The sequence below is a fragment of the Pseudomonas sp. KB_12 genome, assembly GCF_052114545.1.
Taxonomy (GTDB): domain Bacteria; phylum Pseudomonadota; class Gammaproteobacteria; order Pseudomonadales; family Pseudomonadaceae; genus Aquipseudomonas; species Aquipseudomonas brassicacearum.
The window spans coordinates 45,089-59,567 of the sequence record NZ_JBFREY010000016.1 but is presented as its reverse complement, the minus strand read 5'-3'; the positions used below and the strand labels follow the sequence as shown (position 1 = coordinate 59,567).

Here is a 14,479-nt window from a genome sequence, read left to right as displayed (position 1 = left end):
GCATGTCGAGAGTCTGTCAAGTTACCGGTAAGGGTCCGGTGACTGGGAATAACATTTCCCACGCAAACAACAAAACCCGTCGTCGTTTCCTGCCGAACCTGCAGCATCACCGCTTCTGGGTTGAAGAAGAGAAACGTTTTGTGCGTCTGCGCGTATCTGCCAAGGGCATGCGTATCATCGACAAGCGTGGCATCAGTGTCGTGCTGGCCGAACTTCGTCGCGATGGCAAGGTTTAAGGGAGCTAATCATGCGTGAATTGATTCGTTTGATCTCGAGCGCCGGTACTGGTCACTTCTACACTACCGACAAGAACAAGCGTACTACCCCGGACAAAATCGAGATCAAGAAATATGATCCGGTTGTTCGCAAGCACGTGATCTACAAGGAAGGCAAAATCAAGTAATTGATTTTTCCCTTCTTACGAAAAAGGCCCGTATCGCGAGATACGGGCCTTTTTTGTTGCCTTGTGAGGGCCTCACAAATCCTCAAGCCTTCTGTTCGAACACCACGTAAATCTTGCGGCACGGTTCCAACACTTCCCAAGTGCCCTTGAATCCCGCTGGAATCACGAAACGGTCGCCGGCTCGCAACGTCTTGGCATTGCCATCGTCGTCCCGCAGCACGGAAACGCCCTGGACGATCTCGCAATATTCATGCTCGGTGTAATTGACCGTCCACTGGCCGACGGCGCCTTCCCATACGCCCGCGTTCATTTGCCCGCAGGGGCTGCTGTAGTGGTTGAACACGGTTTGCTCGGGATCGCCCTTGAACACCTTGGCCGGGGCCGGGCGATAACGTTCGGCGGCGGTATTGGCCTGGCTGAAATCGACGATGTCCTGAATGCTCATGCGGGTGATCCCCAGTGATCGCTTGGAAGGCCTCGAGTCTATGTTTATTAAAACGAACATCGCAAGGTCGTTTGCCAGCGTTGTGTCAAATATATTGAAACATGACCAGCCGCTGGTTTAGGGTGGCGGGTGCCCTATGCCGAAAACGGCGCCGAAACCAGGCTGGTTGGGCAGAATTCTTTTGAGCGCTGCGCACCGCGCGGCGTTCGTACTCAATAAGAGGAGGACACACGCATGACCACCCTGACTCGTGCCGACTGGGAACAACGCGCCCGCGACCTGAAGATCGAAGGCCGCGCCTTCATCAACGGCGAGTACACCGATGCGGTGTCCGGCGAAACCTTCGATTGCCTCAGCCCGGTCGATGGCCGCCTGCTGGGCAAGATCGCCAGCTGTGACGTCGCCGACGCCCAGCGTGCGGTCGAAAACGCCCGCGCCACATTCAGTTCCGGCGTCTGGTCGCGCCTGGCACCCAGCAAGCGCAAAGCCACCATGATTCGTTTTGCCGGCCTGCTCAAGCAGCATGCCGAAGAACTGGCCCTGCTCGAAACCCTGGACATGGGCAAGCCGATCAGTGATTCCCTGAACATCGACGTTCCCGGCGCGGCGCAAGCCTTGAGCTGGAGCGGTGAAGCCATCGACAAGCTCTACGACGAAGTGGCGGCTACGCCGCACGATCAGTTGGGCCTGGTAACCCGTGAGCCGGTGGGTGTCGTGGGCGCTATCGTGCCTTGGAACTTTCCGTTGATGATGGCCTGCTGGAAGCTCGGCCCGGCGCTGTCCACCGGTAACTCGGTGGTGCTCAAACCGTCGGAAAAATCCCCGCTGACCGCTATCCGCATCGCCGCACTGGCGATCGAGGCCGGCATTCCGAAAGGCGTGCTGAACGTGCTGCCAGGCTATGGCCACACCGTCGGCAAGGCCCTGGCCCTGCATATGGACGTCGATACGCTGGTGTTCACCGGCTCTACCAAGATCGCCAAGCAACTGATGATTTACTCCGGCGAATCCAACATGAAGCGTATCTGGCTGGAAGCTGGCGGCAAGAGCCCGAACATCGTGTTCGCCGATGCCCCGGACCTGCAAGCCGCCGCGGAATCCGCCGCCAGCGCCATCGCCTTCAACCAGGGCGAGGTCTGCACCGCCGGCTCGCGGCTGTTGGTGGAGCGTTCCATCAAGGACACATTCCTGCCACTGGTGATCGAAGCCCTCAAGGGCTGGAAGCCGGGCAATCCCCTGGACCCGGCCACCAACGTCGGCGCCCTGGTCGATACCCAGCAGATGAACACCGTGCTGTCCTACATCGAGGCCGGGCACAGCGACGGCGCCAAACTGGTGGCCGGCGGCAAGCGCATCCTTGAGGAAACGGGCGGTACATACGTCGAGCCGACGATTTTCGATGGTGTGAGCAACGCGATGAAAATCGCCCAGGAAGAGATTTTCGGCCCGGTGTTGTCGGTCATTGCCTTCGACACCGCCGAGCAGGCCATCGAGATTGCCAACGACACGCCGTACGGCCTGGCCGCGGCGGTATGGACCAAGGACATCTCCAAGGCCCACCTGACCGCCAAGGCCCTGCGCGCCGGTAGCGTCTGGGTCAACCAGTACGACGGCGGCGACATGACCGCGCCGTTCGGTGGTTTCAAGCAGTCGGGCAACGGTCGCGACAAGTCGCTGCATGCGTTCGACAAGTACACCGAGCTGAAGTCGACCTGGATCAAGCTCTGAAGATGATGGCCCCGGATCCTGTCCGGGGCTTCAAACAGCGCTGATCCCCCCTGTGGGAGCGAGCTTGCTCGCGATAGCGGTATGACAGTCGACGACTTTGTTGAATGTTGCGCCGCTATCGCGAGCAAGCTCGCTCCCACAGTGTTTTTGGGGATGGCTGAGATTGATGACCCTCCACAGGAGCGTGGAAATGCGTTGGGCGACCTATTTCGCCGTATTGGCGTCTGTCCTGAGTGTCGGCCTGGCCCTGGGCGTGAGCATGCCGCTGGTGTCGCTGCGCCTGGAGGGCTGGGGCTATGGCTCGTTCGCCATTGGCGTGATGGCCGCCATGCCGGCCGTGGGGGTGTTGCTCGGGGCCAAGGTGTCCAGCCGGCTGGCGGCGCGGTTTGGCACGGCGGCGTTGATGCGTCTGTGCCTGTGGGGTGGCGCGGTGTCCATCGGGTTGCTGGCGCTGTTGCCCAGCTATCCGGTCTGGTTGCTGTTGCGCCTGGTGATTGGCGTGGTCCTGACCCTGGTGTTCATTCTGGGTGAAAGCTGGATCAATCAACTGGTCATTGAGAAATGGCGTGGGCGACTGGTGGCGCTGTACGGCAGCAGCTACGCCCTGAGCCAGTTATCCGGCCCGCTGCTGCTGGGCGCACTGGGGACCGATCATGACTACGGGTTCTGGGTGGGCGTCGGTTTGCTGCTGATCGCACCCTTGCTGTTGCTGGGCCGTAGCGGTGCGCCGAGCAGCGAGGCCGGCAGCGTTACGTTTGGCGACCTGTGGACGTTTTGCCGAGGCTTGCCGGCGATTGCCTGGGCGGTCTCGTTGTTCGCCGCGTTCGAGGCCATGATCCTCACGTTGCTTCCGGTGTATTGTCTGCGCCAGGGCTTCACCGCCGACATCGCGTTGGCGATGGTCAGCACCGTGGTGGTCGGTGATGCCCTGTTGCAGTTGCCCATCGGCGCCCTGGCCGATCGCGTGTCTCGCCGGGCGCTGTTGACGGGTTGCGCGGTGGCACTGACGTTGTCGAGCCTGGCGGTTCCGCTGTTGATCGATACCCTGTTGATCTGGCCGCTGTGGGTGCTGTTCGGCGCCAGTGCCGGCGGTTTGTTCACGTTGTCGCTGATCCTGATCGGCGAACGTTACCGCGACGATGCGCTGGTGCGGGCCAACGCCCACGTCGCGCAACTGTGGGGCCTTGGTTGCCTGATCGGCCCACTGGCCGCGGGAGCAGGCAGCCAGTGGGTCAGCGGGCATGCGCTGCCTTTGTTCATGGCCGCCGGGGCGTTCGGGCTGGTGATCCTGTTGTTGCGTCAAGGGGCGTTTGGGGCGACAGAACCCGCTTGAAAACCCCGAAACCCCTGTGGCGAGGGAGCTTGCTCCCGCTCGGTTGCGCAGCAACCGCAAAAGCCGGGACCGCTTCGCAGTCCAGCGGGAGCAAGCTCCCTCGCCACAAAAGCGGGCTGCCTCCAAAAGCGGGTTGCCATGAAAGCGGTCGCCCCCTAAAGCATCCGCTCCAGTCCGACGGTCGTGGCGAACCAGGCATTGAATCGGCGCCACCAGCTGCCCGGTTCGCGGTCCAGGTCGTGCGTCTGGCCGTTGTCTTCGGTGGTCCATACTAGCGTTCCATCCTCCAGCCTGGCCTGATAGCTCAGGGCTGGCGCCATGCCCTGCAAGGCCAGGTCGCGCACTTGGCCGGCGAGTTCAGGGCTGTCCACCAGCACGCCGACTTCGGTGTTCCACAGCACCGAGCGCGGGTCGAAATTGAACGAGCCGATGAACGATTTCTGCTGGTCGAAGATGATCGCCTTGCTGTGCAGGCTGGAGTCCGATTGGCCGTAGGACTTGCTGTAGAACAGGTGAGGGCTGCTGCCTTTGTCGCCCGGTTGTCGGCGAAGTTCGAACAGCCGTACGCCGTGTTGCAGCAGGGCTTTGCGGTACGGCGCATAGCCGCCGTGCACGGCGGGCACGTCGGTGGCTTCCAGGGAGTTGGTCAGCAGGCTCACCGACACGCCGGCATCGGCGCGACTGGTCAGATAGACCAAGCCTGGCTGACCGGGGACGAAGTAGGCGGAAATCATGATCAGTTCCTTGCTGACCCCGGTCAGTTCCGGCGCCAGTTGCGTGGTCAGCAATAGCTGCGGGTCCGGCTCGTCCTTGGCCAGCACCTTGCTGGGCGCGTCCCACAGCGCCTTGTTCCAGGCCCAGATCAACTGGTCGCGCCAGGTGTCCAGGCGCGGTTGGGTCTTGTAGGCGGTCAACTGCTGGTAGAGCGCGTGATTTTCCTTTTGGGTCTGCTCCATGGATTCTTGCAGGCGCAGGCGGCTGTTGGCCAGGTCCTTGGGCGTGGGACGATGGGACAGGAACTGTTCGATGGGTTTGCTCAGGGCGCTGTTCCAGTACTGGTCGAAGCTGTGCCCCAATTGTTCGGCCACCGGGCCGACACTGAGCAGGTCGATGTCGGTGAAGTTCAGGTTGGGTTCGGCGTCGAAATACTCATCGCCCAGGTTGCGACCGCCGACGATGGCCATGCTGTTATCCGCCAGCCACAGCTTGTTGTGCATCCGGCGGTGTTGCTGCGACAGGTTGAGCAGGCGTCCGAGGCTGCGGGTCACGCCGGTGGCACGGCCCAGGTGCAGCGGGTTGAACAGGCGGATCTGTATCTGCGGATGAGCGGCGAGGGTCGCGATGATCTGATCCTGGCCATCGCTGGTGGTGTCGTCCAGCAGGATCCGTACGCGCACGCCCCGGTCGGCGGCCTTGAGCAATTCATCCACCAGCATCCGCGTGCTGATGCCGTCATGGACGATGTAGTACTGCAAATCCAGGCTGCCTTGGGCGTGGCGAATCAACTCGGCCCGGGCGATGAACGCGTCGGTGCTGTCCGACAGCAGCCGAAAGCCCGAGCGCCCTTCATGGGCGGCAGCCTGGGCCTGGACCGAGCGGCCGAACGAAGATTCGGCGGCCGGCAAGGCCTGGGAGGGCTCGCGGGTGACATCAAGACTGGCGCAGCCGCTCAGCAGTGAGGCGACTAACAGCAGCGCAGGCAGGATCGGTCTGGATCTCACGTAGGATCGTTCCGCTTGTTCACGTTGATCGGCTGTTGGGTGCTGCTTCTCTGGGTAAAGTTCAGACGATGTCGCGCTGGGTTTCGTTCAACAACGCCATAGCGGCGGTTCCGACCTTGCGTACGGCCTCTTCGATCTGGGCCGTTGGCTTGGCAGCGTAGTTCATCCGCAGGCAGTTGCGGTACTTGCCCGATGCCGAAAAGATGCTGCCGACAGCGACCTGCACGCCTTGGTCCAGCAGGACCCGATTGAGCTTCAGCGTGTCGAAGCCTTCCGGCAATTCGACCCACAGCATGAAGCTGCCTCGCGGGCGACTGGCCCGGGTGCCTGGTGGGAAATAGCGGCTGATCCAATCGATCATCACGTCGCGATTGCGCTGGTATTGCGTACGCATCCGGCGCAAATGGGGTTCGAAATGGCCACCCTTGAGAAATTCGGCAATGGCGATCTGCGGTTGTGGCGCGGTGGAGCCGGTGCTGATGTATTTCATGTGCAGCGCCCGCTCCAGATACCGGCCCGGCGCGACCCAGCCAATGCGCAGCCCTGGCGCCAGGGTCTTGGAAAAAGAACTGCAGAGCAGGACGCGGCCGTCTTCATCAAAGGACTTGATGGTGCGCGGGCGAGGGTAGGTGTAGGCCAACTCGCCATACACATCATCTTCGATGATCGCCACGTCGAAGCGCTGTGCCAGGGTCAGCAGGGCGCGTTTATTAGCGTCGGGCATGATGTAGCCCAGGGGGTTATTGCAGCTGGGGGTCAACTGTATGGCCTTGATCGGCCATTGCTCCAGCGCCAGTTCCAGGGCATCCAGGCTGATGCCGGTGAGCGGGTCGGTGGGGATCTCCAAAGCCTTCATGCCCAGGCCCTTGAGGGTTTGCATGGCCCCGTGAAAACTGGGTGAGTCCACCGCGACGATATCGCCTTGTTCGCAGGTGGCGCGGATGCTGACCGACAGGGCCTCATGGCAACCGGTGGTGACGATCAAATCGTTGGGCCCCAGCTGGCAGCCGGAGTCCAGCGACAGCCGGGCGATCTGTTCACGTAGCGCGAGGTTGCCGTAGATGTTGTCGTAATACAGGCCGGGCATGTCTTGTCGGCGGCTGATCTGCGCCAGGCTGCGCAGCAACGGTTTCATGGTCGGCGAATTGATATCCGGCATGCCGCGTCCCAGTTGCACCACGTCCGGGCGCGGTACGGCGCGGATCAGCTCCAGCACCTGGTCCCACTGGGAAATATCCACTGGGCGCTGGGCCGGACGGCCTACCACCGGCAGGTCCGGCAGTTCGCGGCCCACGGGGACGAAATAGCCGGACTTGGGTCTCGGCATCGCCAGCCCACTGTCTTCCAGCACGCGATAGGCCTGCTGCACCGTACTCAAGCTGACCCCATGTTCCGTGCTCAATGCCCGCACTGACGGCAGCCGGTCGCCGGGACGGTAGAAACCCTGTTCGATGCGGGTACCGAGCAATTCGGCGAGGTTCACGTAGAGGGTCATGGTGTGCTCCCGATGAGATGGACCACGGCAACCGATACAGTTGGGGTGGAAAATGACAATTCAGTGCTGGAAATACCGAATCTGTATGCTTATAAAAAAAATGAGTTGAATCTGTATTGCTTTTGGCCGTCCGCGCATCATGAAACCTCTGGCTACCCAAGTAAACAGGAGCGATCAAAATGAACGGCTTGAGCGATGTGCGGCTGACGTTACACAGTCAGGAACTGGCGGCAGGGCAGGAGAGGGGGCTGCGTAGTGCGATGTTGCGCAAGCCGCCATCCGGCCTGAGCCGTTGGGCCCTGTTCTGGCATCGTCTGCATACACGCCAAGCCTTGCTGGAACTTACACCCGAACAGTTGCGTGACATCGGGCTGAGTCGGGAGCAGGCGCGAGAGGAGGGCTTGAAGCCGTTCTGGCGGCTTTGAAGCGGTGTGGGTTCTGAGATTGCTATCGCGGGCAAGCCTTGCTCCCACAGATTTGTTTGCTCCCACAGATTTGAAATTGACCTGTGGGAGCAAGGCTTGCCCGCGATAGCGTCATCCGTAGTGCTGAAGTTCTTTAGACCAGCTCTTTCAACCGATGCCACAACATCCCCAGCGCCAACAGCGGCGAGCGCAGGTGCTTGCCGCCAGGGAACGTCATGTGCGGGACCTGGGCGAACAGATCGAAACCGCTGCTGTGCTGCCCGCTGATGGCTTCGGCCAACAATTTGCCAGCCAGGTGCGTGGCATTCACCCCATGGCCGGAATAGGCCTGGGCGTAATACACATTGGGCTGGTCCTTGAGCCGACCGATCTGTGGCAAGCGGTTGGCGCCGATACCAATCATCCCACCCCATTGATAATCGATTTTCACCTCCGCCAATTGCGGGAAGACCTTGAGCATCTTCGGCCGCATGTACGCGCCGATGTCCTGTGGGTCGCGGCCGGAATAGTGACAGGCCCCGCCAAACAGCAAGCGTCGATCCGCCGAAAGCCGGTAGTAATCCAGGGCCACGCGTTGATCGCAGACCGCCATGTTCTGTGGCAACAACGCCTGTGCCTCGGCCTGGCTCAAAGGTTCGGTGGCGATGATGTAGCTGCCGGCCGGCAGCACTTTGCCGCCCAGTTGCGGATTGAGTCCATTGAGGTAAGCGTTGCAGCCCAGCACCAGCGTCTTGGCGCGGACCGAGCCCTGCTGGGTGTGTACCTTCACTTCAGGACCGTAGTCGATCCGTGTGACCGCCGATTGCTCGAACAGCCTGACCCCCAGTTGCTGCGCGGCGGCGGCTTCACCCAGGGCCAGGTTCAGCGGATGCAGATGCCCCGAGCCCATGTCGATCAACCCACCGACGTAGCGATCCGAACCCACGACGCTGTGCATTTCGTTGGCTTGCAGCAGTCGGGTCGGATGGCGATAACCCAGGCTGCGCAGTTCTTCGGCGTCTTCGGCGAAGCCCTCCAGGTCGCTGGGCTTGTTGGCGAGGTCGCAGTAACCCCAGGTGAGGTCGCACGGGATCTGGAAACGCTCGACGCGCTGTCGGACGATTTCCACGGCCTCAAGGCCCATGAGCTTCATCTGGCGCACGCCGTCGGCGCCGATGATCGGCGCAAACTGATCGAGGCCATGGCCGACGCCACGAATCAATTGGCCGCCGTTGCGCCCGCTGGCCCCCCAGCCGATCCGGTGCGCTTCCAGCAGCACCACGCTCATGCCGCGCTCGGCCAGTTCGATCGCCGTGTTCAACCCGGAGAACCCGCCGCCGACCACGCAGACATCCGCCAGCAATTCACCCTGCAGCAGCGGATGGTCCGGTTGCGGCAGGCTGCTGGCGGCGTAATAAGAGGCGGCGTGCGCGTGGCTCGGGACAGGTTGCTGAACACGGGCGTTCATGTGCGTAATCCTGATTTTTGTGTTTGAGAAATTTTACGGAGCATAAGCTGGCGATTCCTTACTGGGCAACACCGGTCGGCTGGCGCTGTCTGGTGCGCGGCTTTTAAGGCAGAATCCTGGACCGTCTCCTTCGGTAACCGCCTCGATGAGCTGCAACAGTCAAAAAATTCGCACGCTACGCCAGCAGATTCCCTCGTTCGAGTGCGTACCGGGCTGCCATGACTGCTGTGGTCCGGTGACCACCTCGCCGGAGGAAATGGCCCGCTTGCCCCGCAAGACCCGGGCCGAACAGGACGCGGCCATGGACGCACTCGACTGCGTGCACCTGGGGCCCGACGGTTGCACCGTCTACGACGAGCGCCCGCTGATCTGCCGGTTGTTCGGCACCACCGCGACCTTGCCGTGTCCCAATGGCCGGCGACCGGTGGAACTGATCCATCCGCGGGTCGAGAAGCAGATTCATGAGTACATGGCCAGCACTCGCCAGGTCTTAGTCTAATGAGATCGTTCCCACGCTCCGCGTGGGAATGCCTCTACGGACGCTCCGCGTTCGGCTCTTGGTGGACGCAGAGCGTCCCAGGCTGCATTCCCACGCGGAGCGTGGGAACGATCAACAGTTCTTACCTGGAGGCAGTCTTCAATCCGGAATTGGCAGGTTCAAGCTCTCCTTCACCTCTTCCATCACGATGTAGCTCTTGGATTCGCGCACATGGGGCAGCTTGAGCAGGATGTCGCCCAGCAGCTTGCGGTACGAAGCCATCTCGGAAATCCGTGCTTTCACCAGATAGTCGAAGTCCCCTGACACCAGGTGACATTCCAGCACGTGAGGCAGTTTCAGCACGGCGCGTCGGAACTCTTCGAACGTGTCGCCGGATTTGTAGTCGAGACTGATCTCGACAAACACCAGCAGGCTACCCTTCAAGTGCTGCGGATTGAGCCGGGCGTTGTAGCCCATGATGATGCCTTCGCGCTCCAGGCGCCGTACCCGCTCGGTGCAGGGCGTGGTGGAGAGGCCGACCTTTTCCCCCAGCTCGGTGAAGGAGATGCGTCCGTCCGCCTGGAGAATGCGCAGGATATTGCGGTCGATCTTGTCCAGCTCACGTTTGGTCTGGGTGTTGGTACGCACAGGTGATGCGCCTCCGTGAAAAGGGTTTTTGCCGAGAATTCTCGCCAAATATAGGCGTTTATATAGTGAAAAGCACTGGCTGATCTTTTTTACACTGCGACCATCAAAGCTATGTACAACAAACGTCAGCGGTTATCCGCGATGAGGGCATCAACATGCGCGTTCTGGTCTTGGGTAGCGGCGTCATCGGCACCGTCAGTGCTTATTATCTGGCCCGTGCCGGGTTTGAAGTGGTGGTGGTCGACCGTCAGCCAGCGCCTGCCATGGAAACCAGTTTCGCCAACGCCGGCCAGGTGTCGCCGGGTTATGCCTCGCCGTGGGCCGCACCGGGTGTACCGCTCAAGGCCATCAAGTGGCTGCTGCAGCGCCACGCGCCGCTGGCGATCAAGGCCACTGCCGACATTGACCAATACCTGTGGATGGCACAGATGCTGCGCAACTGCACCGCCAGCCGCTATGCGATCAACAAGGAACGCATGGTGCGCCTGTCCGAGTACAGCCGTGACTGCCTCGACGAGCTGCGCGCCGAAACCGGCATTGCCTACGAAGGCCGTAGCCTGGGGACCACCCAGCTGTTCCGCACCCAGGCCCAGCTCGATGGCGCGGCAAAAGACATCGCCGTGCTGAAAGAGTCGGGTGTGCCGTTCGAAGTACTCGACCGCGAGGGCATTGCCCGGGTTGAGCCGGCCCTGGCAAATGTCACCGACATCCTGGCCGGCGCCCTGCGCCTGCCCAACGACCAGACCGGCGACTGTCAGATGTTTACCACGCGCCTGGCGGAAATGGCCGAGAAGCTTGGTGTGCAATTCCGCTTCGGCCAGGATATCCAGCGCCTGGACTTCGCCGGTGACCGCATCAACGGTGTCTGGATCGACGGCAAGCTGGAAACCGCCGACCGCTACGTCCTGGCCCTGGGCAGCTACTCGCCGCAACTGCTCAAGCCTCTCGGGATCCGTGCACCGGTGTATCCGCTCAAGGGCTACTCCCTGACCGTGCCGATCACCAACCCGGCGATGGCGCCGACTTCGACCATTCTCGACGAAACCTACAAGGTCGCGATCACCCGCTTCGACAACCGTATTCGGGTGGGCGGCATGGCGGAAATCGCCGGTTTTGACCTGTCCCTCAACCCACGTCGGCGTGAAACCCTGGAGATGATCGTCAACGACCTTTATCCTCAGGGCGGTGACCTGGCCCAGGCCAGTTTCTGGACCGGCTTGCGCCCGACCACCCCGGACGGAACGCCAATCGTGGGCGCCACGCCCTTCAAGAATCTGTTCCTGAACACCGGCCATGGCACCCTCGGATGGACCATGGCCTGCGGTTCCGGTCGCCTGTTGGCCGACCTGATGGCGAAGAAAAAGCCGCAGATCAGCGCCGAAGGCCTCGATATTTCCCGTTATGGCAGCAAACACCAGGAGTCTGCAAAACATGTCAATCCAGCGCCAGCTCACCAATGACCGCATGAGCCAGGTTGTCGTACACAACGGCACCGTTTACCTGGCCGGACAGGTCGGCGACGACATGAACGCCGGTATTGAACAGCAGACCCGCGAAAGCCTGGCCAATATCGAACGCTTGCTGGACCTGGCCGGAACCGACAAGAATCGTTTGCTATCGGTGACGATCTACTTGAAGGACATCGAGGCCCACTTCGAAGGCATGAACGCCGTCTGGGACAAATGGTTGCCCAAGGGCGTCGCCCCGGCCCGCGCCACGGTGGAAGCCAAGCTGTGCGAACCGGAGATCCTGGTGGAGCTGTCTGTCGTGGCCGCGTTGCCTTAAATACCGGCCCAAACGATCCCTCTCCCGGTGCTGTTGGTGGTTCATGCTGTCAGCCAGCACCGGTTTTTTATTCATGACCGCCTAGAAGCCTGCCGCCATGCGTCCTGCCCGTGCCCTGATCGATCTCCAAGCCCTGCGTCACAACTACCAATTGGCCCGCGAAGTCACGGGGGCCAAGGCCCTTGCGGTGATCAAGGCCGACGCCTACGGGCACGGCGCGGTGCGTTGCGCCGAGGCGCTGCAGGACACGGCGGACGGGTTCGCCGTCGCCTGTATCGAAGAAGCCCTGGAGCTGCGGGCCGCGGGGATCCGTGGGCCGATCCTGCTGCTGGAGGGTTTTTTCGAGGCCAGTGAGCTGCCGTTGATCGTCGAGCACGATTTCTGGTGCGTAGTGCATTCGTTGTGGCAGCTCGAAGCGATTGAAAAAGCCGCGCTGAGCCAGCCGATCACGGTCTGGCTCAAGCTCGATTCCGGCATGCACCGGGTCGGCCTGCATCCGGCGGATTACCAGGCGGCCTACCGTCGCCTGCTCGCCAGCGGCAAGGTGGCGAAGATTGTCTTGATGAGCCACTTCGCCCGTGCCGATGAACTGCACGATCCCAGCAGCACCGAGCAACTGGCGATATTCGACAAGGCCCGCCAGGGCCTGGTAGCGCAGATCAGCCTGCGCAACTCGCCGGCCGTATTGGGCTGGCCGCAGATACCCAGTGACTGGGTGCGCCCGGGCATCATGCTCTACGGGGCTACGCCCTTTGACGAGCCCAACGCCGTCGCCTCGCGCCTGCAACCGGTGATGACCCTGGAGTCGAAGATCATCAGCGTACGCGAATTGCCCGCTGGAGAACCGGTGGGCTACGGTGCCCGTTTTGTGACCTCGCAACCGACCCGGGTCGGTGTGGTCGCCATGGGGTATGCCGACGGCTACCCACGCCAGGCGCCCACCGGTACGCCGGTGCTGGTGGATGGGCAGCGCAGCCAACTGGTCGGACGGGTGTCGATGGACATGCTGTGTGTCGACTTGACCGATGTCCCCCAGGCCGGGCTCGGCTCGACCGTGGAGTTGTGGGGCAAGAACATCCTGGCCAGCGACGTTGCCAAGGCCGCCGACACGATCCCCTATCAGATTTTCTGCAACCTGCGGCGGGTGCCACGCCTCTATTCCGGGCATTGACGTACGGCGTCGGCTACCGAAAGTCGCTTCACCGCACAGGATTCGGGTCAAAGTGTTGTAAATACTGAACGCTGTCGCCATGATAACGCTCACTTTCCTCACAACCTGATTCCCTGGAGGCTCCTGCATTGGACGTCGGTGAACGACTGCAATCCATTCGTAAACTCAAAGGCCTTTCCCAGCGTGAGCTCGCCAAGCGTGCGGGCGTCACCAACAGCACTATTTCAATGATCGAGAAGAACAGCGTCAGCCCCTCGATCAGCTCGCTGCGTAAGGTCCTTGGCGGGATTCCCATGTCCATGGTCGAGTTTTTCTCCGAAGAAATCCTTCAGGAGAAACCGACTCAGATCGTCTATAAAGCCAACGAACTGATCGACATCTCCGACGGCGCCGTGACCATGAAGCTGGTGGGCAGGGCACACCCGAGCCGGGCGATTGCCTTTCTCAACGAAATCTATCCGCCTGGCGCCGACACCGGTGAAGAGATGCTCACCCATGAGGGCGAGGAAACCGGGATCCTGGTGGAAGGGCGGCTGGAACTGGTGGTCGGTGTCGAAACCTTCGTGCTCGAAGCGGGCGACAGCTACTATTTCGAAAGCACCAAGCCCCACCGTTTCCGTAATCCGTTCGACGTGCCGGCGCGACTGATCAGCGCAGCCACACCGGCCAATTTCTAGAAAAAGCGGCGCCGGCCCGTACGGCAAAGGCGCCCAGGGAAGGAACCGTCATTGCAAACAAGACCCTTGCGACTTTGGGGTTGTTTCAGAGTGACGGGCTTACCGCTATACTTGCGCCCGCCTGCAAACCGTGGCCGCAGGCGTGACTAGCCACCATTGAGGGTGTACGCGTGAACCTAATTATGAAAATGCTGGCTGCACCAGCAACCGTATTGGCCCTATGGGCAGTCAGTGCCCAAGCGGCGACCACCGACGAAATCGCCAAGCGCCTCGAACCCGTTGGCCAGGTCTGCGTCCAGGGGAAAGAATGCAAAGGCATGGAAGTTGCCACTGCCGCTGGCGGCGCGGGTGGTGCCAAGAAGCCGGCTGACGTGATTGCAAAGCATTGCAACGCTTGCCACGGTACAGGCCTGCTGGGTGCGCCGAAAATCGGTGACAAGGCAGCCTGGAAAGAGCGCGCCGATCACCAGGGCGGCCTCGACGGCATCCTGGCCAAGGCCATTACCGGCATCAACTCCATGCCGCCTAAAGGCACCTGCGCCGATTGCTCGGATGACGACCTCAAGGGCGCCATCAAAGAGATGTCCGGCCTGTAATACGCCGATATCTTGCGTAAAAAAGCCGCTTACGAGCGGCTTTTTTGTGCCTGGGGTTTCTCCAGGGCTGTTCATCGCAACCAAGACGCGGCAAGCTCGGTCCAACCCACATTCATGGAGTGTCCAG

16 protein-coding genes are annotated in these 14,479 nt (G+C 61.4%); 11 read left to right on the top strand and 5 right to left on the bottom strand.

Going from position 1 to position 14,479, the window contains the following annotated elements; all coding sequences use genetic code 11:
- Nucleotides 1–2: 2 nt before the first annotated feature.
- Together rpmB and rpmG are read left to right on the top strand one after the other, a co-directional pair.
- Nucleotides 3–236, top strand: a complete 234-nt coding sequence (gene rpmB, locus AB4Z20_RS15195; protein WP_003177273.1) for a 50S ribosomal protein L28 — start codon at nt 3–5, stop codon at nt 234–236.
- Nucleotides 237–247: 11 nt separating this feature from the next.
- The gene (gene rpmG / locus AB4Z20_RS15190) at nt 248–403 is read left to right on the top strand and encodes a 50S ribosomal protein L33 (RefSeq protein WP_003177274.1); all 156 of its coding nucleotides are present in this window, start codon (nt 248–250) and stop codon (nt 401–403) included.
- 82 nt (nt 404–485) lie between these two features.
- Here the strand turns inward: rpmG and AB4Z20_RS15185 are convergent, their stop codons facing one another.
- Nucleotides 486–848, bottom strand: a complete 363-nt coding sequence (locus tag AB4Z20_RS15185; protein WP_442090170.1) for a cupin domain-containing protein — start codon at nt 846–848, stop codon at nt 486–488.
- A 234-nt stretch (nt 849–1,082) separates the two neighbouring features.
- Between AB4Z20_RS15185 and AB4Z20_RS15180 the strand changes: the two genes are divergently transcribed.
- On the top strand, nt 1,083–2,576 hold the full coding sequence (locus AB4Z20_RS15180) for an aldehyde dehydrogenase (RefSeq protein ID WP_057449428.1): 1,494 nt from the start codon (nt 1,083–1,085) through the stop codon (nt 2,574–2,576).
- A 190-nt stretch (nt 2,577–2,766) separates the two neighbouring features.
- A complete protein-coding gene (locus tag AB4Z20_RS15175; protein ID WP_258689879.1) occupies nt 2,767–3,909 on the top strand; it encodes an MFS transporter in 1,143 nt (380 codons plus the stop codon).
- A 155-nt stretch (nt 3,910–4,064) separates the two neighbouring features.
- On the opposite strand, the gene AB4Z20_RS15170 is transcribed toward AB4Z20_RS15175, so the two are convergent.
- Together AB4Z20_RS15170 and AB4Z20_RS15165 are read right to left on the bottom strand one after the other, a co-directional pair.
- Nucleotides 4,065–5,630: a phospholipase D family protein gene (locus AB4Z20_RS15170; protein ID WP_258689877.1), complete on the bottom strand. Its 1,566-nt coding sequence runs from the start codon at nt 5,628–5,630 to the stop codon at nt 4,065–4,067.
- Between the two features lie 61 nt (nt 5,631–5,691).
- Entirely contained in the window at nt 5,692–7,125 is a 1,434-nt protein-coding gene (locus tag AB4Z20_RS15165) for an aminotransferase-like domain-containing protein (RefSeq protein WP_214510110.1), read from the bottom strand.
- A 179-nt stretch (nt 7,126–7,304) separates the two neighbouring features.
- On the opposite strand from AB4Z20_RS15165, the gene AB4Z20_RS15160 reads away from it, so the two are divergent.
- Entirely contained in the window at nt 7,305–7,550 is a 246-nt protein-coding gene (locus tag AB4Z20_RS15160; RefSeq protein WP_018602562.1) for a DUF1127 domain-containing protein, read from the top strand.
- Between the two features lie 133 nt (nt 7,551–7,683).
- Here the strand turns inward: AB4Z20_RS15160 and AB4Z20_RS15155 are convergent, their stop codons facing one another.
- A complete protein-coding gene (locus tag AB4Z20_RS15155; protein WP_258689874.1) occupies nt 7,684–8,997 on the bottom strand; it encodes an NAD(P)/FAD-dependent oxidoreductase in 1,314 nt (437 codons plus the stop codon).
- A gap of 145 nt (nt 8,998–9,142) precedes the next feature.
- Here AB4Z20_RS15155 and AB4Z20_RS15150 point away from each other — a divergent pair, with 145 nt between their 5' ends.
- Complete coding sequence (locus AB4Z20_RS15150; protein ID WP_092442997.1) at nt 9,143–9,496, top strand: YkgJ family cysteine cluster protein; 354 nt, start codon at nt 9,143–9,145, stop codon at nt 9,494–9,496.
- A gap of 138 nt (nt 9,497–9,634) precedes the next feature.
- On the opposite strand, the gene AB4Z20_RS15145 is transcribed toward AB4Z20_RS15150, so the two are convergent.
- Nucleotides 9,635–10,123 (bottom strand): Lrp/AsnC ligand binding domain-containing protein, encoded by a 489-nt coding sequence (locus tag AB4Z20_RS15145; RefSeq protein ID WP_003206849.1) that lies wholly within the window; start codon nt 10,121–10,123, stop codon nt 9,635–9,637.
- Between the two features lie 155 nt (nt 10,124–10,278).
- On the opposite strand from AB4Z20_RS15145, the gene dadA reads away from it, so the two are divergent.
- The 5 genes from dadA (at nt 10,279) to AB4Z20_RS15120 (ending at nt 14,352) form a co-directional block, all read left to right on the top strand.
- Complete coding sequence (gene dadA, locus AB4Z20_RS15140) at nt 10,279–11,583, top strand: D-amino acid dehydrogenase (RefSeq protein WP_024618128.1); 1,305 nt, start codon at nt 10,279–10,281, stop codon at nt 11,581–11,583.
- Nucleotides 11,555–11,908 carry a RidA family protein gene (locus AB4Z20_RS15135; RefSeq protein ID WP_003206844.1) on the top strand — a complete coding sequence of 118 codons (354 nt, stop codon included), beginning with the start codon at nt 11,555–11,557 and terminating at the stop codon, nt 11,906–11,908. The genes dadA and AB4Z20_RS15135 overlap by 29 nt, the downstream gene beginning before the upstream one ends.
- Before the next feature lie 97 nt (nt 11,909–12,005).
- Nucleotides 12,006–13,079 (top strand): alanine racemase, encoded by a 1,074-nt coding sequence (alr, locus tag AB4Z20_RS15130; protein WP_320389620.1) that lies wholly within the window; start codon nt 12,006–12,008, stop codon nt 13,077–13,079.
- 128 nt (nt 13,080–13,207) lie between these two features.
- On the top strand, nt 13,208–13,756 hold the full coding sequence (locus AB4Z20_RS15125) for a cupin domain-containing protein (protein WP_003206841.1): 549 nt from the start codon (nt 13,208–13,210) through the stop codon (nt 13,754–13,756).
- Nucleotides 13,757–13,938: 182 nt separating this feature from the next.
- Complete coding sequence (locus tag AB4Z20_RS15120; protein ID WP_003206840.1) at nt 13,939–14,352, top strand: c-type cytochrome; 414 nt, start codon at nt 13,939–13,941, stop codon at nt 14,350–14,352.
- Nucleotides 14,353–14,479 lie beyond the last annotated feature (127 nt).